Origin of the sequence: Pedobacter borealis DSM 19626 (assembly GCF_000708285.2) — a bacterium.
Classification (GTDB): Bacteria; Bacteroidota; Bacteroidia; order Sphingobacteriales; family Sphingobacteriaceae; genus Pedobacter; species Pedobacter borealis.
Genome location: NZ_JAUG01000028.1, coordinates 14,169 through 34,948, shown reverse-complemented (window position 1 = coordinate 34,948; position 20,780 = coordinate 14,169). Strand labels below are relative to the sequence as shown.

Sequence of the window (20,780 nt, the reverse complement as noted above, 5' to 3'; positions counted from 1 at the left end):
AACAAAAAACAACCAACAGAAACCAACAAATACAAAATACCTTTAAGATTTATGAAAGAACCACAAATAATCGTAATAGGAAATGGAATGGTGGGATATAAATTCTGCGAAAAGCTAAGATCAAAAACCTCTTCTTTTAATCTTATCGTTTTTGGCGAAGAACCCCGCAGAGCTTATGACCGTGTTCATTTAAGTGAATATTTTAACGGAAAAACTGCTGATGATCTTTCTCTTTCTACTGAAAACTGGTATCAAGAGCAAAATATTACCCTTTTCTTAAATAATCCAATCGTTAAAATAGACCGCGAACTTCAAAAAGTTTACACCGCCAGTGGCCTTGATTATCATTACGATATTCTTGTTTTTGCAACTGGCTCGGGGGCTTTTGTTCCCAATATCCCTGGTATCGAGAAAGAAGGTGTTTTTGTTTACCGTACCATTGAAGATCTTGACCTGATTAGCGGTTATGCCAAAAAGGCCAAAACAGCTTCGGTTATCGGTGGTGGTTTACTGGGATTGGAAGCTGCTAAAGCATTAATAGATCTGGGCATCGAAAAAACGAGCATTATCGAATTTGCACCGCGCTTAATGCCAAGACAAATTGATGCTGCAGGTAGCGATATGCTTAAATCTAAACTCGTAGATCTTGGTTTACATATCCACTTAAATAAAAACACGACAAGTATTGAAGGCGATGGCCGTATTACCGCATTAAAGTTTAGCGATGATACTGCTTTAGATGTAGATATGCTTGTCATCTCTGCTGGTATAAAACCACGTGATGAACTGGCAAAGGCATGCGGTATCGAGGTTGGTCCGCGCGGTGGAATTGTTGTAGACCAAAAAATGCAGACCAATGATCCGGCTATTTTTGCCATTGGTGAATGCGCTTTGTACGATGGAATGATTTATGGATTAATCGCTCCTGGTTACGAAATGGCTGAAGTGTTGGCTGCAAACCTTTGCGAAGGTGAAAAAACCTTTACAGGGTTTGATATGAGTACTAAACTGAAACTGATCGGTATCGATGTGGCCAGTTTTGGCGATAATTTTATTACCGAACCCGATTGCCGCACCATCACCTTCGAAAACAAACACAAAGGCGTTTATAAAAGAATAAATGTTAGTAATGACGGGCAATACCTTTTAGGAGGTATATTAATTGGAGATGCAACAGCTTACAACCTGCTGTTGCAGACCTCTAATAATCGGATTGTATTACCAGAAAACCCTGAAGAACTGATTCTGGGTGCACGTGGCGGAAGCGAACCTGCTGGCGGAGCCGGAATTACAGGTTTACCCGACGGTGCATTGATCTGTAGCTGTGAAGGCGTGAGCAAAGGCGATATCTGCGCTGCAGTTGCTGATGGCTCTTGCGAAAACATTGATGACTTAAAAAAATGCACCAAAGCAGGCACAGGCTGTGGTGGATGCTTGCCAATGGTTAAAGACTTGATGACTTATACCTTAAAATCACAAGGTAAGTATATCAAAAATGTAATCTGCGAACACTTTAACTATAGCCGACAAGAACTTTTTGACCTTATTCATATCCACGAACTAAAAAGTTATGATGAAGTATTGGATGCTTTAGGCAAAAATGACGGTTGTGAGGTATGTAAACCATTAGTATCATCGCTCCTAGCCAGCCTTTGGAACGAAATGATCCTTAAAAAAGGAAATGATGTAGCCCAAGATAGTAACGACCGTTTTCTGGCCAACATCCAAAAAGGCGGCTCATACTCAGTGGTACCAAGGGTTCCGGGCGGCGAAATCACACCCGATAAATTGATAGTAATTGGCGAAGTAGCTAAAAAATATAACCTCTACACCAAAATTACCGGAGGTCAGCGTATAGATATGTTTGGCGCGCACCTCAACGATCTTCCTATTATCTGGGAGGAATTAATTGCCGCAGGTTTTGAAAGCGGACATGCTTACGGAAAAGGCCTAAGAACGGTTAAAAGCTGCGTAGGTAGTACCTGGTGCAGATTTGGCTTGCATGACAGTGTAAGTTTCGCCATCCGGATCGAAGAAAGATACAGGGGTATCCGTGCACCGCACAAGTTTAAATCAGCTGTAAGTGGCTGTATCAGAGAATGTGCAGAAGCGCAGAGCAAAGACTTCGGCATTATTGCTACTGAAAAAGGCTGGAACTTATATGTATGTGGTAATGGAGGTAGCAAACCTCAACATGCCCTTTTACTGGCAACAGACTTAGATAGTGAAACCTGCATTAAATACATTGATAGATTTTTGATGTTTTACATCCGCACTGCCGATCCACTTACCAGAACAGCAACCTGGCTGAACAAAATGGAAGGTGGAATAGATTACCTGCGGAATGTAATCATTAACGATAGTTTAGGAATGGCCGCCCAATGGGAAAATGAAATTGAAAACTTAATTGCCTCTTACAAATGCGAATGGAAGGAAGCTGTAGAAAATCCTGCGATCAGAAAACGCTTCTCTCATTTTGTAAATGCACCAGAAGACAAAGATCCAACTATAGAATTTGTTGAGATGCGCGGACAAAAAAGAACCGCCGAATGGAAAACAGTTCAATAAATAATCTTTACAAACCTTATAAAACCCAAAAATTATGAATGAACAATCAAATTGGCTAGCAGCCTGCCGAGTCGAGGATGCCATTGAGAACGGTGGCGTTTGCGTAAAACATGGTGAAGATCAGATTGCACTTTTCTATTTCACCAGAAGAAATGAGTGGTACGCCACACAAAATGAGTGCCCGCATAAAAAACAGATGGCATTAAGCCGTGGAATGATTGGATCTACTACTGATGAGCCTAAAGTAGCATGCCCTTTCCACAAAAAAACGTTCTCGCTGAGCACTGGCGAATGTTTGAGCGGCGACGAATGTGCAATAAAAACCTATCCAGTAAAGATAGAAAACGGAACTGTTTACATTGGTACAACACCAAAATCTTAACCTGACCCAGTAAGATTTAAACTTTTTCCGATTAAAAAATTTAACCCCAAACCAAACCGACATGAAAATTTCTAATTATGTAGCCGCAACAGGCTGCCTTGCACTTACCTTGTTCTTTTTTTCAGCTAAATCGCAAACTAAAGCCGTTTTATTCGATGGCACTATCGTCGCCGGATATGTTGATCACGGTGCTTTTATAAACTGTACGGGCCCGGGCATCAAATTCAGCAAAAAACCTTACACCGTTTTATTGGGATTGTTGCCCAGCTTAAGAATCAAAGAAGATAAAGTTGCCGCCGGAGCGCCAAAAAATTCAGTCCTCACTCCTAGCCTTGGTTTTGGCTTAACAACGGTATTTCGCCATGTAGCCTTACAAGTACCGCTATACTACAACCCTAAAACCGCAGTTAAAAATGGCGAATGGAACGCTGGCGTAGGCTTAGGCTATAAATTTTAAAGAACCCATTTATTTATTTACGCTTAAACAGATCGTTATGACACTAAACTCCATTACTAAACCGCTAGATAAATTAAATATATTTTCGCTCAAAGGTGTTCAGATGAAAACCTTTCACATCACCTGGCTAACTTTCTTCTTTTGTTTTTTCGCCTGGTTCGGCATGGCCCCCTTAATGAAAATTGCAAGAGAGCAATTACACCTTACCAAAGATCAGGTCGGCAACATTCAGATTGCTTCAGTATCAGCTACCATTATTGCCCGTTTACTGATCGGACGGCTAATTGATAAATTTGGTCCCAAACTTATTTACACCTGGCTTTTGGTACTGTGTGCCATTCCGGTACTGTTAATCGGAACCAGCCATTCTTATACTTCATTTTTACTTTTCCGCTTGGCCATTGGCGTAATCGGCGCTTCATTTGTAATTACCCAATTCCACACCTCCATTATGTTTGCATCGAACATTAAAGGAACCGCAAATGCAACTGCAGGTGGCTTCGGTAATGCAGGTGGTGGTGCTGCCAATTTATTTATGCCTTTAATCGCATCTGGCATTACCGCTCTGGGCTTTTGTAGCACTGAAGACAGCTGGCGTTATGCTATGATTTTCCCTGGCGTAATGCTTTTAGTATGTGCATTTTTATATCACCGTTATACTTTAGATACTCCACAGGGAGATTTTAAGGATTTAAAAGATGAGAACATAAAAAGCACCAAAAACACATTTTTAATCGCCGCAAAAGATTACCGCACCTGGATTTTAACCATTGCCTACGCTGCCTGTTTTGGTGTAGAAATAACGGTTGATAACTTCGCACCGATCTTTTTTACAGATTCATTCGGTGCAACAATCGCCATAGCCGGAATGGTTGCAGGTATTTTTGGCTGGATCAATGTTTTTGCCAGACCATTGGGTGGAATTGTTGCTGATAAAATCGGTAAAACCTGGGGATTTGATGGCAAAACACTTTTACTTGCGTTATTGCTTCTGATAGAAGGAATCGGATTGATCTGGTTCGCAAAATCAGGCAATATCGGAATGGCTATTTTTATGATGTTCGTTTTCGGTCTAAGTTTAAAAATGGCCAACGGAGCAACTTACAGCCTTGTTCCTTTCATTAATCCACTTGCAGTTGGTAGTGTAGCAGGTATTGTAGGTGCCGGCGGAAATATCGGCGCTATGCTTATTGCATTTATGTTTAAAGCCAAAGCTGGTCATGCTACTAAAAATGTAATCGAAAATGGGCACTCTATTCAAAAAGATCTGATCGATTATACCAGTGCATTTACCTTTCTAGGCTTTATCATTCTCGGAATTGGCATTGCTGTATTTATTTTCAGAACCATTATGGCACAGAAAAGAGCAGAGATAGAAGATCTTGTACTTACACCAAGCAAATAGTGATACCAAAAGTAAAAATCTACCTACAATACCGTTGATCATTTGAAAGAAGAAAAGAATATATCGCTAAATAATACAACAACATGCTGCTATTGCGGAGTGGGCTGTGGTATTGTGGTAAATAAAGATATCCATGAGCGGATAACAGTTGAAGGAGACAAAAACCACCCTGTAAACAAAGGCATGTTGTGCAGTAAAGGCATGAATCTTCATTACACGGCGAATGACAAAAGCGACAGGTTGCTTTACCCCGAAATGCGCTACAACAAGAATATGCCCCTCCAAAGGGTTAGTTGGGATACCGCACTAGAAAGAACAGCAGCCGTTTTTAAAGCACTGATTAAAAAACATGGTCCCGATAGTGTGGCTTTTTATGCAAGCGGACAATGTTTAACGGAAGAGTATTATGTAGTAAACAAATTGATTAAAGGTTTTATCGGTAGCAATAATATCGATACCAACAGCCGCTTATGTATGAGCAGTGCGGTTGTTGGTTATAAAATGAGCTTAGGTGAAGATACTGTGCCCATTAGTTACGATGATATTGAAATTGCCGATTGTATTTTTGTTGCGGGCGCAAATCCAGCATGGTGCCATCCTATCCTTTGGCGCCGTGTTGAAGCCGCAAAGCAAAAAAATCCAGACCTAAAGATCATTGTAAGTGACCCTCGGAAAACGCAGACCTGTTCGCTTGCCAATGTCCATCTGCAACTCAATCCAGGTACCGATATTACCCTTCACCACGCCATTGGCAGATGTTTAATTGAAGACGGAAAAATCGACGCTGATTTTATCATCAACAGTACTAATGGTTATGAAAAATACCATACTACCGTTTTCGGAACTTCACTGGCCGAAGCAGCAGTTATTTGCGGCATAAAAGAAAGTGATATCCGCTTGGCTGCATCTTACATCGGCAATGCAAAAGGTTTCATCAGCATGTGGACGATGGGGCTTAACCAAAGTGTGGTGGGTACCAATAAAAACCTTTCATTAATCAATCTAAACCTGATTACTGGCCATATTGGCAAACCTGGAAGCGGACCTTTTTCACTTACCGGGCAACCAAATGCCATGGGTGGACGAGAAGTTGGTGGTTTAAGCAATTTATTGCCGGCACATCGCATTTTAGCCAACGAAAGTCACCGCAATGAGGTCGAAAAATTTTGGCAGATCCCATTGGGCACCATACAATCTAAACCGGGCTTAACTGCAACCGAAATGTTTGATGAACTGAATACCGGAAAGCTCAAAGCGGTATGGATTTTATGCACCAATCCATTGATTAGCCTACCAGATGTTCGTGTAGCCGAAGAAGGATTAAAAAAAGCGAAATTTGTAGTTGTTCAGGATATTAGCAACAAAGTAGAAACCTTAAAATACGCAGATGTGGTTTTACCTGCAGCTGCCTGGGTAGAAAAAGAGGGCACCATGACCAATGCGGGCCGCTATATTTCTTATCTCAGTAAAGTAACCGAAGCACCTGGAGAAGCCTTACCAGATTCTGAAATTATCTGCCGGTTTGCAAAAAAGATGGGTTATCACGGTTTCGATTTCAGAAGTGCTTCCGAAATATACAACGAGCATGCAGCCCTTACCGAAGGAACCAACATTGATATCAGCGGACTTAATTATGATATTTTAAGGAAAAAAAGAGCCGTTCAATGGCCTTACCCGAAGCAAGAAAAAGCATTCGGAACAGCCAGGTTATTTACCGATCACCAGTTTTATACACCAGATAAAAAAGCCAATATTTTATCATTTGATGATCAAAACCAATCGGAAGCTTTAACACCGGAACATCCATTGATTTTAACCACCGGAAGAATCAGAGATCAATGGCATACCCGAAGCAAAACGGGCAAGGTAAATAAATTGAACCAGCATATTAGCGAATCTTTTTTAGAGATCAACCCTATTGATGCTGAAGCTCGGCAGATTAAAGACAATGATATTATCGAAATTTCCAGTTTACGTGGAAATGTTCGTGTAAAAGCAAAATTTTCGGAAGATATTAAACCCGGAGTGGTTTTTATGCCCATGCACTGGGGGAAAATCTTAAAAAGTGACCTAAACCGGGTGAATAACCTCACCAATAACCTGGTTGACCCACTAAGCAAAGAACCCGATTTTAAATTTAGTGCTGTAGAAGTAAAATTATATCAAAAAGCCCGACAAAAGATCATTGTTATTGGTGCTGGCGCTGGTGCCTGTGGTTTTGTTAAAAGTTACAGGACTTTAAATACCGAAGATGATATTGAGATCTTTAGCAAAGAGAATTTCCCTTTTTACAACAGGGTACTTCTCCCCGATTATATTATTGGCACTTTACCCTGGCATAACCTCATTAAAATGAGCGATAGTGAGGAAACCGATTACAGAATTAAACTGCACCGGGGACTAGGTATCGAAAAAATCAACAAGGAAAATAAAACCGTTATCGATAGTAACGGAGAAACCCACCATTACGACGTTCTGCTCCTGGCGACCGGAAGCAGGGCTTTTGTGCTTAAAGATATCCCAAAATTAAACGGCATATTTACCATGCGCAGCCGTAATGATGCCGATAGTTTTAAAAAACACGTGGATACCACAAATGGAAAAGTAGTGATTGTTGGTGGCGGTTTATTGGGGATCGAATTGGCTACATCTTTGGCCGAAACAGGATCAAAAGTGACGATTATCCAACGGATATCGAGATTAATGGGTCGCCAGTTGGATGCATTAGGCAGTCAGTTATTACATGAAGAACTGACCAGCAAAGGCATTGAGATTTTTTATAATGATGAAGTAGACCGGATTATCGGAGAAAAAAACATTTCGGGCATCCGTTTAAAAAGTGGTTTATTGATCGATTGTGAATCTTTAGTAATTGCCATAGGTACTGTTCCGAATACTGAACTGATTAAAGAAGCAGGCATAGAATGTAAAAGAGGTGTTGTGGTTGATGAATACCTGAGAACCACCGAAAAAGACATTTATGCCATTGGTGAAATTGCTGAATTTCAAGGCCAGATGTACGGCATTACCGCAGCAGCAGAACAACAGGCCGAAATAGTGGCACGATTTCTTTGCGGAGATATTGCTAAATTTTACCAGGGCAGCCTGCTCATGAATATCCTTAAAATGCACAGTTTAGAACTCTGTTCATTAGGTTTGGCCGAAATACCGAACAACGACCCCACTTATGAGGAAATTGTTTTTATTGATAAAGCCAAACGTTACTATAAAAAATGTATTGTACACAACGATAAATTGGTTGGGGCGATATTAATCGGCGATAAAAGTGAGTTTTTGGAGTTCCGCAACCTGATCGAAAATAAAATGGAGTTGAGCGAAAAGCGGCTTCAATTATTAAGAAGTGGTAAAACAACCGAACCTATTATAGGCAAAACCGTATGCAGCTGCAACAATGTTGGCGAAGGCAACCTGATCAACAAAATTAAAGATGGCTGTAAAGATCATTTGCAGCTTTGCCAGTTAACTGGCGCTGGAATGGGTTGTGGCAGTTGCAGACCAGAGGTAAAAGCTATATTAGATTCTTTTGTAAATGTATTAAAAACGGAACCTAAACAGGTTTTAGTAGAGAAATGATAGATTTCGGCAGTTCGTGATCCCTTGCAGTCAGTTTTAAGAAAAAAATAAAGGGGTTCTGATGACAGGTTTTTCTAGGGAGGTCGTCATTGCGAGAAGGCTTTTTCAGCCGACGAAGCAATCTTTATCGTAGGTTGGAAAGATTGCTTCGTCGTTCCTCCTCGCAATGACGATCGATTTTTGAAAATTGTCATTAGTAAACGACCGGGAATCGTAATACAATAAGCATTAAGATTCCCGCCTGCGCGGGAATGACGATAGATTGCTAAAGAATATTTAAAATTAAACAACGTGATGAAAGTAAAACTTGGTCCTTCAGAATTTAAAAACCTAAAAGGGATTGAATATTTTAAATTCGAAGAAGATTTTATTGAAGAAAATGTACGTTGCATCCCTATGATCGTCCGTTTTAAAATGGATGCCGCAGGAATAAAACTAAAATTAGCTGAATGGAGCAAATTTCATCCATCGGAACGGATCCAACTGGCCTTACTACCGGTTTCAACTCAAGAACAAACAGATAAGTACCATCAATTTCTGATTGGCCTGATTACCAAATATACTGGAAATCGAGCCACCACGCTGGCTATCGACCCGCTGCCCGATTGGGGGAACCTACATCAAATCCCTACGATGTTAAGAGAAAAGGCGACAGAATTAGCTTTGCAACTCTCCTTAAACCAATGGCGAAAACTCACTAATATCCAAAGGTTTGCGCTTTTAAAATTATGCAGACCAGGGCACGAAAACAAAAACTTCCCAAAGGCAGTAGTAGAATTTGGACTTTTAAATAGCTAAACCATGTATCAAACCATCATCATTAACTTTCCAGGCGGCATCATTTCACCGGGCAACTTGTATAACATCTTGGTTGCAGCAACAAAAGCGCGGATCCAATATGTTCGTTTTGGCCTCCGCCAGCAGTTATTGATTGATACTACAACCTATAATATTGCCATATTTACAGGTGAAATGGATAAACTTGGGATCGATTATGAAGTAGACACCAATAATTTTCCGAATATTATCAGTTCTTATCCTGCTGAAGAGATTTTTATCCGCAAAACCTGGCTTACTGAAGGGGTATACAAAGATATTTTAGATGATATCGACTTTAAACCTTCCGTTAAAGTCAATATCTGCGATAGCGACCAAAGTTTTACCCCCATGTTAACGGGTAATATCAACTGGATTGCCTCTTCACAATCCGAACATTATTGGCATTTGATTATCCGGTTTCCAAAAACCAATGTAACCTATGAATGGAACCAGCTTTGTTATACCAACCATATTGCACAGGTTACCAAAGCGCTGGAGGGTATTATCAAAAAAAATCCGTCACAGTTTGTAGATAATCCACAAGCCAATGGTGAAGCGCTCTTTGCACTTTTAGATCAGGACAACTTCATTCTTAAACAGGCCGAAAATACCGTATCCCTATCTTCTTTTAACCTACCTTATTACGAGGGCTTAAACCGGTATAACAATAAATATTGGTTGGGTATCTACAGGCGCGATGAATTGTTCAGCATTCCATTCTTAAAGAAACTCTGCCAGCTTTGTTTAGATACCAAACTCGGTCAGTTGTGCTGTACCTCCTGGAAAACCATTATTATAAAAGGAATTGATGAAAAAGACAAAAGCCTTTGGAACAGTTTACTTGAAGAATTTGAGATCAATATGCGGCATGCGGCCAACGAACTTAACTTTCAGGTGGAAGACAATTGTAACGAAGGCCTAGCGTTAAAAAATTTCCTTGTTAAACATTTGAGCATTGATGATACCAGGACGTTTGGAATCTGCTTTGGCATTAAAACACGCAAAAAAAGTGAGGTTTTCAGTAGTATCCTGATCCAAAAACGCCACTTGATTAATATATTGGGTTTAAAACTACTCCCCGTTTACGATATCCTTTGTGCTAAAGATTTTAACCCCAACGAGCGTACCGGCGAAATTTTTAGCAGGAGTAATCCTAGTTTTTTGTTACCGGAACAAGTAAGGCGTTCGATATTTAAGTTTTACAAATACCGTTTAAATGCGATAAAAACCGGTAATCAAAAACAGAGCTTTCAAACTGAAGAAACGATAAAAAAAGATGGCGAGTTTTTATACCAGTGTAATAATTGTTTAACGGTGTACAACGAGCGCATTGGCGAAATTGAAAACAATATTAACCCAGGTACGGCATTTGAAGATTTACCAGAAGGTTATTGTTGTGTGCTTTGTGAAGGAGAAAAAGACAATTTCACTAAAATTGATCAATCGGCCTTGCAATTGTTATAAGCCATTTATTTCGGCATGGGAGTTAAAATTACTGAAATAACGATAATCTTGGTCCTCAATGGCAATTTCGCAAACCCGCAAATTACTTAAAACGTATTTCATGCTGTGTTTGGCCAAACCATTTGTTTGAAGCAGGTGTACAATTTTTTTCAAACCCTCAACTTTATAAATCCCGCATAAAGGTTCTTGCTGACCATCTTTGGTGAAAATATAAGCCTCGAAAGAATCATCAGCTTTAAGTGAATGGATTAGTTTTTCCAGCAACCTGATTTCCATCAACAACATATCGCAGGCCAATAAGAACAGATCTTCCTCAGGGTTTGATAAATGAGCAGAAAGTACCCCCAATAACGGCCCTTTGATATCAAGTAAAGAATGGTCAACTATCAGCTGTTCATTCCCAAAATACCCTGCATAGCTTTCTTGCTGCGACGGATTAACTGAAAATTTTACCGGGAGATTAAGCGAGCTTAACTTATCACAGGCTGCCTGTGCCCATAATCTATCTTGATGATGGAGCAAACCTTTGTCAGTGCCCATCCTTAAACTCTGCCCGCCACATAAAACGATTCCCAACATATTATATTAATAATTTAAAAACTGGTCATTAATTAAGCTAAGCGAAATAAATATTTTGAAAAGATACTTCGACTACGCTCAGTATAACAACAATAAATTTTAAAAAATTAAAATTATAAACCTTAATTATTTATTACTCAAATCTGTTAGTCCAGCTTCGTTTAAAATGCCAATTTGCTTTCCTTTCACTATTATTAACTTTTCTGCTAACAGCTCGTTCATGGTCCTAAAAACGGTTTCGTAAGTGGCACCGGTAAAAGCAGCCAGATCCTGACGGCTTAGTGCTAAATTTAAAAATCCTTCGGCATCTAATCCAAATTGATCTCTCAATCCTAAAATAGCCACGGCAAGCCTTCCCTTAACCGACATTAAAGCTAAATTACGCATTTTCTTTTCTGAAGCATGTAATTCATCTGCATAAAACATCAACAAACCGTAAGCAAATTCCTGGTTTACTTTTATGGTAGTTTTAAAAAAATCGATATCTACAAAACAAAGTTTGGTGGTTTCTAAAGCTGTTGCCGATATTGGATAGGTAGAAATACTGCTGCTTATTCCCCTATGTCCAATTATGGCTCCATCGTTTGCAAAACGTAAAATCAATTCTTTGTCGCCCCATTGTTTATGCACTTTTACATTACCCGAAGTAACAAAATAAACACCACTCACCGGATCGTCCTCTTTGATAATTACTTCCCCCTTTTTAGCGATAAAATTTCGTTTATGGCTCTCGATAGCCGAATGCCACTCTTTTAAAGTGAGCTGGCACATAAAACAGGTTTTAAGATCGCAGTTATTATTTTTCTTCATATTTTATTAGGGATGTTGGGTAAAAATAGCAAATCATTGCACAATTATTGGGTATCGTAAGCAAATTCGGTGATTCTTCACTATTGTTGAAAATTTTATAAGAATAAAACTCATTGAAAGAGAACACTTAGCATTTTTTACTGGTATCCCTATCGCAAAGAAGTTTAAAGATATGCCCATCAAATCATAATTTTGTGTTATGGCAAATACAAACGTTAGAAAATCAATCCAGAATAAGATCGAATCATTAGGTAAGGAAATCGAAAGCTTACAGGCAGAGCTAAAAAGATGGGAAAAAATTGCAGCCGATTATGAAACCAATTCTGAAAGCATTGATTTGATTTTATCGATACAATTACCTGAAAAACCAGAACCAAAAACTAAAAAGGTAAAATTGTAAGGCATTAAACAAAAAGAGGTTGTATCATAAATATAGATTTGTCATCCTGAGCCTGTCGAAGGGCCTGTTAAATACTCTTTGAGGTGTTTCGACAAGCTCAACATGACAGCATTTGAGGTGAAATCACCTTTATGATACAACCTCTTCTTTTTTATCACTACCTGTTCTATTTTTTTGTCGGGATCAAAGTGCAGCCGGAACAATACTGAATCATTTTAACTTAAATTTCTGGCGGGGTATACCAATCGATAAAGGCTTTCCTACTTAACATTTTCAGGTATGGATAATTTCCATTTAATTGGTTACGCTGTTTTAGCTCATATAAAAAATGCCCACCTAAGTCTACAATTATTTTTGCGGTAGCTAAATACCATACACTATGTGGCTGTTTCCAACAAAAAGAATAAAGGTTTGAGGTGAGTTTAATGCCCTGAAGTTCGGGATGGTAAAAATTAAGTATTTTTGGATTGGGCAGCCCCTGCATTACCTCCGATTTCCTAACCATCGAAAGGTGATCGGAATGGCAAAACTCGTAATCCTTTAGCTTTGGGCCATCTACATCAGGCAAATGTTTCAATATTTTAAATCCCTTAAATTTTTTGCCATTCAATACCCATATTAAATTTGGATAAAACGCCTCTCTGCTATTAAGCTCGGCCAATGTGATCGGAGAATTTTGAAACTCAATGGTATAACCGGATGGGGTAAATACATCAGCACGGTGGATATCGGCATTGGCTGCATCATAAAAAGCAACTTCTCTAAATGATGGCGGGAAAGCCAATTTCCAATCTCGGTGCCATGCGGTCTCCTTTCGGCAATATTCTTTTTTAAGTGATGAAATATCCTGAATCATATCTGAATGGATGATATCCTTTTTCATTTCACTATTGTCCATTCTTTTTCAATGTGATTAGAACACTAAAACAATTAATTAGGGAAAACAAATTTAAACTAAAATTTTTAGCAAAGAAATAGACTTGAGATATAACCGGACAATATTTAAAAATCATTATGACTGAGCATTAGGCAGATACCACCTGTCAAAAAAAAATATTTCGATCTGCTCAAAATAGAATGATAACTTTGCAGTATGACCATCCAAGAAATACAGCAGCTAGAAGATTTTTTTACCCAGGCAGGAAAGCAAGAGGTTCCAATTTATCTTAATCAAGCTACCGTAATTACCGATTATGCCCATTTTCTGGAAAGTCATTTTATGCCTTTAAAGCTTAATCCTGATGCAAAAGTGAACCTACCACTTATACATAGGCTGAAAATGTTAAAGTTATTGATTGAATCAAATGCATAAAAACGATTCAATTAGCTGTTACAGCTCCACCATTGGTAAGAAGGGGCCAATTTGAATCGCAACACAAGTAATCGAAACACTTACTATTTGTTAAACTGGTCTTTCGACAGGCTATCATTGACAGAATCCAATAGAAAGCTCGTCATTGCGAGGAACGAAGCAATCTTAAAGCGCAGGTAAGTAACGATCGTTGTAAGATTGCTTCGTTCCTCGCAATGACGATGCCTCGCAGCTTATTATTGCACAAAAAATTCTCTGTCATCTATATTGATTTTATGCAATAAATTACCTCTCGGGATGACAATCTACATTTGTCATACATCCACTTCATGCCTTTGCTATTTATATTTATGACCGTTGGAATAGCTGACTCCCGTTTTCTAATCAGGCAATTAAAAACTTAACCCCTTTTAGTTTTTAAAATAGATATTTCCAACTATATTGGCCGTGATTGGTTATTCCTATCCATTGACCTTTATTTATGACTAAAAATATATTCATTGCTTCGGCCGAACCCTATACCGGAAAATCAGTAATTGCTTTCGGAATGATTAATATGTTATTGGCTAAAACGCAAAAAGTAGGTTATTTTAAACCCATTATTGCGCAAGACGATCAGAATAAAAAAGATGAACATGTAGAAGCCATGTTGGATTATTTCTCACTCCCTGTTAAATATGAGGATGCTTTTGCCTTTACCCGCCAAGAAATGCTGCATCAAGCAGAAGATAGTGGAGCAATTATCAATACCATTATCAGTAAATATAAAAAACTGGAAGACAACTATGATTTCACCGTAATTGAAGGCAGCGATTTTTTAGGCGAAGGTATGGCATTTGAGTTCGAATCGAATGCCTTAATGGCCAAAAACTTAGGTGCACCAGTTTTAATAGTGGTATCGGGAAAGAACAAAACAGCAAGTCAGCTTTTTAAATCGGCCATCAATATTTACCGTAACTTCCTGCTGCGCGATGTACAGGTATTAGGTGTTGTGGCCAATATGGTGAATCCAGAGGAGGCAGACCGTATTAAACAAGCTTTAACCAATCAATTACCTGCCGAATTACTTATCGCCGTTATACCTACTGAAACAGGCCTGCAAAGTCCAATAATGAAAGAAATTACATTGGCACTAGGTGGTGAGGTACTTTTTGGAGCTGAACTATTGGATAACCAGGTTGATAATTTTGTGACAGGCGCCATGATGCTTCCTAACTTTTTAAGGCACATAAAAGATAACCTGCTTATTGTTACCCCCGGCGATCGTGGCGATATCATTATTGGCGCACTTCAGGCCAACTTATCAGCGAACTACCCAAAAATTGCAGGCATTGTTTTAACCGCAGGCAGTTTACCGGATGAGCCGATTATTAAACTGATTGAAGGTTTACAAACCATTATTCCAATAATAGCGGTTAAAAAGGGAACTTTCGAAACCACTACAACCATTGGCGGTATCCACTCAAAAATTACAATCGAAAACAAGAAGAAAATTGCAATCGCAATAGAGCTTTTCGAAAAATATGTCGACATTAAAGCGCTTGATGATAAAATTATCACTTTTAGCTATCAGGGAATTACGCCACATATGTTTCAATATCAATTGGTTAAATGGGCCAAACGCGATAAAAAACATATCGTTTTACCAGAAGGAAATGACGAACGCATTTTAAAGGCTGTAGAGAAACTCATTACACAAGATATTGTAGACATCACGCTCTTGGGCGATCCAACCGAAATTACCAATACGATTAAAAGACTTGGATTAAATCTGGATCCCAATACCTTAAAAATACATAATCCTGGCCAATCGGCTCATTATAACGATTATGTAGATACCTTGCACGAACTACGTAAAGCCAAGAATGTAAACCTCGAAATGGCCAGGGATATGATGACCGATGTTTCTTATTTCGGAACCATGATGGTTTACAAGGGTGATGCTGATGGGATGGTTTCGGGTGCGGTTCATACCACTCAGCACACCATCAGGCCTGCTTTACAGTTTGTTAAAACCAAGCCAGGCGTATCGGTGGTTTCATCCATTTTCTTTATGTGCCTGCCAGAAAGGGTAGCCATATTTGGAGATTGTGCGGTTAACCCCAATCCTACTGCCCAACAGCTGGCAGAAATAGCAATTTCTTCAGCAGAAAGCAGCGCCAAATTTGGCATTGAACCCCGGATAGCGATGTTATCTTATTCGTCAGGTACATCAGGCGAAGGTGAAGATGTAGAACGAGTAAGAGAAGCCACTGCCATCGTTAAAGCAAGGCATCCGGAATTAAAAATTGAAGGTCCGATACAATATGATGCTGCTGTAGATCCCCTTGTAGGCAAACAAAAATTACCAGGATCTGAGGTTGCAGGTAGAGCAAGTGTATTGATCTTCCCCGATTTAAATACCGGAAACAACACCTATAAAGCCGTACAGCGCGAAACCGGTGCACTTGCTATTGGGCCAATGCTGCAGGGCTTAAACAAACCAATAAACGATTTAAGCCGAGGCTGTACTGTAGATGATATTTTTAATACCGTTGTAATTACAGCGATCCAATGCCAAGACATTTAATATGAACATTTTAGTAATCAACTCCGGAAGTAGTTCCTTAAAATACCAGCTTTTTAACATGCCAGAAAAGACTCCGGTTTGCAGCGGTCTGGTAGAACGTATTGGCATTGAAGGCTCGTTTATTAAACATACAGTTTATCGCAACAACGAAAAGCATAGCATAGAACAATCAGGTTTTATTGCTAACCACGGCGAAGGCTTAAAACAAGTTTTAGCATTGCTAACTGAAGGAGAATACGCGGTAATAGCCAGCCCTGATGATATTGCAGCTGTTGGCCATAGAGTAGTACATGGAGGTGAACATTTTACAGGCGCAACCCTTATTACAGATGGGGTAAAACATCAGATCAAAAAGCTGTTTTCTCTTGCGCCGCTGCATAATCCGGTTAATTATAAATGTATTGAAGTAGCCGAACAGACTTTTGTAAACGCGAAACAAATTGCAGTATTCGATACAGCATTTCATCAAACCATACCAGAACAGGCCTATCGTTATGCCATTCCGGAATGGTATTACAAAGAACATGGCATCAGGGTATATGGATTTCATGGTACCAGCCATAAATATGTAAGTGAACAGGCCATTAAATGGTTAAATAAAGTTGATACAAAAATTATCAGCATCCACTTGGGCAACGGCTGCAGTATTACCGCCATTAGAAATGGTAAATCGATAGATACGAGTATGGGATTTGGCCCATTAAGTGGATTAATGATGGGCACTCGCTCTGGAGACATCGATCCATCGGTTATTTTTCATTTAATGGAACATTCCGGATATACTTTAGAGCAGTTGAGTACCCTGGTTAACAAACAGTCGGGGCTTTTGGGTGTGGGGGGTTCAAGCGATATGCGCGACATTAGAAAAATGGTAAGCGAAGGCAATACAGCTGCAATTTTGGCGCTAAAACTTTATGCCTATAGGATCAAGAAATTTATTGGAGCTTATGCAGCTATTTTAAACGGCATAGATGCGATAGTATTTACCGCCGGTGTAGGCGAAAATGACAGTAACATGCGTGAATCCGTTTGTTCAGCACTCGATTATCTGGGTATTGAATTAGATTCAGATCAAAATACAGCCTATAATGGAGAATTGAAAGAAATTAACAAGGCTGATTCAAAGGTTAAGATATTGGTTATCCCAACCAACGAAGAATATGAAATTGCCCACCAATGTTTTGAGCTTATAGACTAAACTTCCGAAGTTTGGCCGAGAAAAGACTTCCGAAGTTTGCGCTATGGCCTTTGCGCTTTGCCAATTTCGAAAGTCTAGCTAGGCTTAGGCCGTTTCCAAAATAGACAAAATATTGCCGGCAGGATCTCTAAACCAGGCGATGTTTGGTCCTCCGTTTCCCCGTGAGATGCCTTTACTATCCGTTTTGAAGTATTCTTCATTGTAAATCTCGAACTTTATTCCCTTAGCAATAAGTTCGTCGGCCGCTTGATCTATATTTTCGACAGGAAAATTAAGTACCGTAAAAGTTGCTGGAACATGATTTGGCTTTGGATAAAGCAATACATTTGCTGATCCGGAAATAACCAGTTCAATTACGCCCATCGGGTTATCTTTCACTTCGATCCCCAATACGCCTTGATAAAAATCTTTTGCTTTCTGTATATCGTCTACAGAAAATGAACTGAATGCTTTTGAGTTTTTTAACATAATTTCTTTATTTTAATCAACTATCATGAGAACGAATATTTAAATTTAGTGGAATAAACCAACAATAACAGGCCGTATAAGTGGCAAAGTACAGCCCCAAACAAGACAACTTCCTTTAGCTTTTCCAGGCACCCAATAAACGTCTGATGACTACAATTTCGGCAATGTGGTAGGCATTATGATCGGCAATCTGCAAGGCTTCGCGTAATATACTTTGTCCATCGCCATGCGGAATTGGCACATATAAATCTGAAGCATCTAACAAAGCAATAAATTCTTTCAGATCAGCATCAATCTGTTTTAGTGTATTGTTCCAGGCATGTTCATCTTTAGGCACCAGTTCTTTAGGCCAATATTCCTCTGGCCATTTAGGCGATCGATGCGATCCATCCTTGCTAAATTCGAGCATATCCCACTGGGCAATTTTGATATGTTCTACCAATTGCCAAATGCTGTAAGGTAAGTTGTAAGGCTTTTCGCCCAATAGATTAAAAGGCAAATTGGCAACAGCATCTTTAAACCCTACATGCGCTCCACCCCCATTTAATAATTTTTTAAGTTCCGTAACCAGTATTGATGTTTGATTTTCCATATAACATTAGCAGATTGTATAAATCTAACAAATGTGATTCTCATAGGTTTGTATAAAAATCAATTTCGGTGGCAGCATCTATTTTTTTAACGCACAATTCTTTTAAATTTGGGCATGAACCTATCTTTTCCGATCCTCACAGCATATACCTATCTCAACACCGCTAATTCTGGCATTTTATCTACCAATCTGGCAGAATGGAGAACTAAACACGATCAAGACTTTATTTCCGGAGGAAGTATTTTCAGAATGGAAAATCTGCCCATCATTACCGACCTCAGAAATAACATAGCTAAACTTTTCAGTTCAAAATCCGAGAACACCTATCTGGTTCAGAATTTTTCAGTAGGTTTTAATATTTTACTGAGTGGATTGGACAAAAACCATCGTTTTCTATTATTGGAGGAGGAATATCCATCTGTGAGTTATCCTGTAATCAGTATGGGTTTTGAGTACAATAGCATAGCTATTGATGAAAAGCTAGAAGAAAACATCATTATTGCCATTGAAAAATTTAAACCTACCGTGCTGGCATTTAGTATGGTACAATACATTAGTGGATTAAGAATGGATGATGGATTTATCCAGAAATTAAAAGCTACATATCCTGATCTTTTGTTGATAGGTGATGGCACTCAGTTTTTAGGCACAACAAATTTTAACTTTGAAAAATCAGGCTTGGATGCTTTAATCGGAAGTGGCTATAAATGGCTTTTAGCGGGGTATGGAAACGGTTATGCCTTTCTTTCCGATCAGATGAAAGATGCGATTTATAGCAAAAACAAACTGGCCGAATTGCCTACAGCACCTTTTTTAAAAGGCAAAGATCATTTATCTATGTGTTTCGAACCTGGGCACTTAGACACCTTAAATTTTGGCACATTAAACGAAAGCTTAAATGAACTTGGCTCAATCGGTTTCGATTGGATTGAAAAAACTGTACAGGAAATTTCCAACAAAGCCAGGTTAGCATTAAATTTAAGGGGCTTAATTCCAGATTGGACATTGGAGCGAAAATACCAATCTACTATTATGAGCATGCCATTGGATCAAAAAACAGTTGACAAAATTGCTGCAGCCAAAATACTTTGCTCACCACGTGGCAAAGGCACAAGGATTTCATTTCACTTTTATAATACAGAAGAGGATTTAAATCAACTGCTCCAGGTTTTGGATAACCGCAGTTAGTCTACTTTCCAGATGGCATCTACAAAATACTGATGTTGATCGAAGAAACGCTTAAGCGGTTTAAATCCGGTTTTTTCTGCAAGCTGATCGATATCATTAAGCGAATACTTTTGTGATATTTCCATAAAAATATGCTCATTTTCTGCAAAGTGAATGGCATTTTGACCAATATTAACAATCTGTTTTTTTAAACTGATGAGGTAACTTTTACAGGCTCCAGATTCTGGATCGTAACTTGCATAATGCTCAAAATTGTTCAGATCAAAATTGCCATCCAATTCTTTATTGATGCGATGAAGCAAATTGAGGTTAAATGATCTGGTAATTCCGCCTTTATCATTATAAGCAGAAAGAATCTGCTGAGGATTTTTTTTCAGGTCGAATCCAATGATCAATAAATCCTTAGGAGAAAGTAACTTTTTTAATGAAGAGCAGAATTTTCCGGCATCGGCTATACTCATGTTTCCGATATTTGCGCCCATAAAAAGCACAACCTTTCTGCGGCTGGATAATTCTGTGGCCTTTTTAAGCATATTAAAATAATCACCATTTAAACCCTTCATATCCAATCCAGGAAGTTTTTTAGGCAAATTTTCTTCCAGGTCTGAAATTACATGTGCGGAAATGTCAATCGGAAAATAACTAAATTCCAACTGACTATCCAACAATGATTTTAGCAGGTGAATGGATTTTGTTGCATCGCCAGCACCCAGTTCGATTAAATCAAAAGTGCTTCCATCGGCTGATATCGCCTGAGAAATCTGATTGGCCTGGTATTGCAGGATTTCCATTTCTGCATTGGTTAAATAATATTCCTCCATTTCCATAATCTGCTGAAAAATGCGGTCTCCGGTAGCATCGTAAAAATACTTAGAGCGCATAAATTTTGGCTCGGAGTGTAAGCCTGCCAAGGTTTCTTGAAGGAACTGTGTTTTGTTGTCTGTTGCTGTTTCGATAGTGGTGGTGGTCATATCT

At 39.0% G+C, this 20,780-nt stretch carries 18 protein-coding genes; 12 read left to right on the top strand and 6 right to left on the bottom strand.

The window, feature by feature from the left end; translation table 11 throughout:
- Positions 1–51: 51 nt before the first annotated feature.
- The 7 genes from nirB to AW17_RS10105 all read left to right on the top strand — a co-directional run bounded on the left by nirB (position 52) and on the right by AW17_RS10105 (position 10,689).
- Positions 52–2,568 carry a nitrite reductase large subunit NirB gene (gene nirB, locus AW17_RS10135; protein WP_029276050.1) on the top strand — a complete coding sequence of 839 codons (2,517 nt, stop codon included), beginning with the start codon at positions 52–54 and terminating at the stop codon, positions 2,566–2,568.
- A 34-nt stretch (positions 2,569–2,602) separates the two neighbouring features.
- Positions 2,603–2,950 carry a nitrite reductase small subunit NirD gene (nirD, locus tag AW17_RS10130; protein ID WP_029276048.1) on the top strand — a complete coding sequence of 116 codons (348 nt, stop codon included), beginning with the start codon at positions 2,603–2,605 and terminating at the stop codon, positions 2,948–2,950.
- Between the two features lie 61 nt (positions 2,951–3,011).
- Positions 3,012–3,407 (top strand): hypothetical protein, encoded by a 396-nt coding sequence (locus tag AW17_RS10125; protein ID WP_245235040.1) that lies wholly within the window; start codon positions 3,012–3,014, stop codon positions 3,405–3,407.
- Positions 3,408–3,444: 37 nt separating this feature from the next.
- Positions 3,445–4,812: an MFS transporter gene (locus tag AW17_RS10120; RefSeq protein ID WP_029276044.1), complete on the top strand. Its 1,368-nt coding sequence runs from the start codon at positions 3,445–3,447 to the stop codon at positions 4,810–4,812.
- A gap of 42 nt (positions 4,813–4,854) precedes the next feature.
- Positions 4,855–8,406, top strand: coding sequence for a nitrate reductase (locus AW17_RS10115; RefSeq protein WP_051691748.1), 3,552 nt, complete (start codon positions 4,855–4,857; stop codon positions 8,404–8,406).
- 294 nt (positions 8,407–8,700) lie between these two features.
- The gene (locus AW17_RS10110; protein ID WP_051691747.1) at positions 8,701–9,204 is read left to right on the top strand and encodes a nitrate reductase associated protein; all 504 of its coding nucleotides are present in this window, start codon (positions 8,701–8,703) and stop codon (positions 9,202–9,204) included.
- 3 nt (positions 9,205–9,207) lie between these two features.
- Positions 9,208–10,689 carry a rubredoxin gene (locus tag AW17_RS10105; RefSeq protein ID WP_029276040.1) on the top strand — a complete coding sequence of 494 codons (1,482 nt, stop codon included), beginning with the start codon at positions 9,208–9,210 and terminating at the stop codon, positions 10,687–10,689.
- Here the strand turns inward: AW17_RS10105 and AW17_RS10100 are convergent.
- On the bottom strand, positions 10,684–11,268 hold the full coding sequence (locus AW17_RS10100) for a molybdenum cofactor guanylyltransferase (RefSeq protein WP_029276038.1): 585 nt from the start codon (positions 11,266–11,268) through the stop codon (positions 10,684–10,686). The genes AW17_RS10105 and AW17_RS10100 overlap by 6 nt on opposite strands.
- A 126-nt stretch (positions 11,269–11,394) precedes the next feature.
- Positions 11,395–12,078, bottom strand: a complete 684-nt coding sequence (locus AW17_RS10095; RefSeq protein WP_029276037.1) for a Crp/Fnr family transcriptional regulator — start codon at positions 12,076–12,078, stop codon at positions 11,395–11,397.
- 199 nt (positions 12,079–12,277) lie between these two features.
- Here AW17_RS10095 and AW17_RS10090 point away from each other — a divergent pair, with 199 nt between their 5' ends.
- Positions 12,278–12,478, top strand: a complete 201-nt coding sequence (locus AW17_RS10090) for a hypothetical protein (RefSeq protein ID WP_029276036.1) — start codon at positions 12,278–12,280, stop codon at positions 12,476–12,478.
- A 220-nt stretch (positions 12,479–12,698) separates the two neighbouring features.
- Here the strand turns inward: AW17_RS10090 and AW17_RS10085 are convergent, their stop codons facing one another.
- Complete coding sequence (locus tag AW17_RS10085) at positions 12,699–13,376, bottom strand: competence protein CoiA family protein (RefSeq protein WP_245235039.1); 678 nt, start codon at positions 13,374–13,376, stop codon at positions 12,699–12,701.
- Between the two features lie 195 nt (positions 13,377–13,571).
- Here AW17_RS10085 and AW17_RS10080 point away from each other — a divergent pair, with 195 nt between their 5' ends.
- From AW17_RS10080 to AW17_RS10070, 3 genes are all read left to right on the top strand, one after another.
- Positions 13,572–13,790, top strand: a complete 219-nt coding sequence (locus tag AW17_RS10080; protein WP_029276033.1) for a DUF6965 family protein — start codon at positions 13,572–13,574, stop codon at positions 13,788–13,790.
- Positions 13,791–14,271: 481 nt separating this feature from the next.
- Positions 14,272–16,359 (top strand): phosphate acetyltransferase, encoded by a 2,088-nt coding sequence (pta, locus tag AW17_RS10075; protein ID WP_029276031.1) that lies wholly within the window; start codon positions 14,272–14,274, stop codon positions 16,357–16,359.
- A 1-nt stretch (position 16,360) separates the two neighbouring features.
- Complete coding sequence (locus AW17_RS10070; RefSeq protein ID WP_029276029.1) at positions 16,361–17,557, top strand: acetate/propionate family kinase; 1,197 nt, start codon at positions 16,361–16,363, stop codon at positions 17,555–17,557.
- 84 nt (positions 17,558–17,641) lie between these two features.
- Here the strand turns inward: AW17_RS10070 and AW17_RS10065 are convergent, their stop codons facing one another.
- Together AW17_RS10065 and AW17_RS10060 are read right to left on the bottom strand one after the other, a co-directional pair.
- The gene (locus AW17_RS10065; protein ID WP_029276027.1) at positions 17,642–18,025 is read right to left on the bottom strand and encodes a VOC family protein; all 384 of its coding nucleotides are present in this window, start codon (positions 18,023–18,025) and stop codon (positions 17,642–17,644) included.
- 115 nt (positions 18,026–18,140) lie between these two features.
- The gene (locus AW17_RS10060) at positions 18,141–18,617 is read right to left on the bottom strand and encodes a DinB family protein (RefSeq protein WP_029276026.1); all 477 of its coding nucleotides are present in this window, start codon (positions 18,615–18,617) and stop codon (positions 18,141–18,143) included.
- Between the two features lie 114 nt (positions 18,618–18,731).
- Here AW17_RS10060 and AW17_RS10055 point away from each other — a divergent pair, with 114 nt between their 5' ends.
- Complete coding sequence (locus tag AW17_RS10055) at positions 18,732–19,805, top strand: aminotransferase class V-fold PLP-dependent enzyme (protein ID WP_029276025.1); 1,074 nt, start codon at positions 18,732–18,734, stop codon at positions 19,803–19,805.
- Here the strand turns inward: AW17_RS10055 and AW17_RS10050 are convergent.
- Positions 19,802–20,776 (bottom strand): L-histidine N(alpha)-methyltransferase, encoded by a 975-nt coding sequence (locus AW17_RS10050; protein WP_029276023.1) that lies wholly within the window; start codon positions 20,774–20,776, stop codon positions 19,802–19,804. The two genes, AW17_RS10055 and AW17_RS10050, sit on opposite strands and share 4 nt — an antisense overlap.
- Positions 20,777–20,780: the final 4 nt, after the last annotated feature.

What these genes read in the sequence shown, in the direction of transcription:
- AW17_RS10090 (WP_029276036.1), top strand. Translation starts at nt 12,278, where the DNA reads ATGGCAAATACAAACGTTAGAAAATCAATCCAGAATAAGATCGAATCA.
- AW17_RS10095 (WP_029276037.1), bottom strand. Translation starts at nt 12,078, where the DNA reads ATGAAGAAAAATAATAACTGCGATCTTAAAACCTGTTTTATGTGCCAG.
- AW17_RS10060 (WP_029276026.1), bottom strand. Translation starts at nt 18,617, where the DNA reads ATGGAAAATCAAACATCAATACTGGTTACGGAACTTAAAAAATTATTA.
- AW17_RS10105 (WP_029276040.1), top strand. Translation starts at nt 9,208, where the DNA reads ATGTATCAAACCATCATCATTAACTTTCCAGGCGGCATCATTTCACCG.
- pta (WP_029276031.1), top strand. Translation starts at nt 14,272, where the DNA reads ATGACTAAAAATATATTCATTGCTTCGGCCGAACCCTATACCGGAAAA.
- AW17_RS10125 (WP_245235040.1), top strand. Translation starts at nt 3,012, where the DNA reads ATGAAAATTTCTAATTATGTAGCCGCAACAGGCTGCCTTGCACTTACC.
- AW17_RS10080 (WP_029276033.1), top strand. Translation starts at nt 13,572, where the DNA reads ATGACCATCCAAGAAATACAGCAGCTAGAAGATTTTTTTACCCAGGCA.
- AW17_RS10065 (WP_029276027.1), bottom strand. Translation starts at nt 18,025, where the DNA reads ATGTTAAAAAACTCAAAAGCATTCAGTTCATTTTCTGTAGACGATATA.
- AW17_RS10050 (WP_029276023.1), bottom strand. Translation starts at nt 20,776, where the DNA reads ATGACCACCACCACTATCGAAACAGCAACAGACAACAAAACACAGTTC.
- AW17_RS10100 (WP_029276038.1), bottom strand. Translation starts at nt 11,268, where the DNA reads ATGTTGGGAATCGTTTTATGTGGCGGGCAGAGTTTAAGGATGGGCACT.
- nirD (WP_029276048.1), top strand. Translation starts at nt 2,603, where the DNA reads ATGAATGAACAATCAAATTGGCTAGCAGCCTGCCGAGTCGAGGATGCC.
- AW17_RS10120 (WP_029276044.1), top strand. Translation starts at nt 3,445, where the DNA reads ATGACACTAAACTCCATTACTAAACCGCTAGATAAATTAAATATATTT.
- AW17_RS10070 (WP_029276029.1), top strand. Translation starts at nt 16,361, where the DNA reads ATGAACATTTTAGTAATCAACTCCGGAAGTAGTTCCTTAAAATACCAG.
- AW17_RS10085 (WP_245235039.1), bottom strand. Translation starts at nt 13,376, where the DNA reads ATGGACAATAGTGAAATGAAAAAGGATATCATCCATTCAGATATGATT.
- nirB (WP_029276050.1), top strand. Translation starts at nt 52, where the DNA reads ATGAAAGAACCACAAATAATCGTAATAGGAAATGGAATGGTGGGATAT.
- AW17_RS10055 (WP_029276025.1), top strand. Translation starts at nt 18,732, where the DNA reads ATGAACCTATCTTTTCCGATCCTCACAGCATATACCTATCTCAACACC.
- AW17_RS10110 (WP_051691747.1), top strand. Translation starts at nt 8,701, where the DNA reads ATGAAAGTAAAACTTGGTCCTTCAGAATTTAAAAACCTAAAAGGGATT.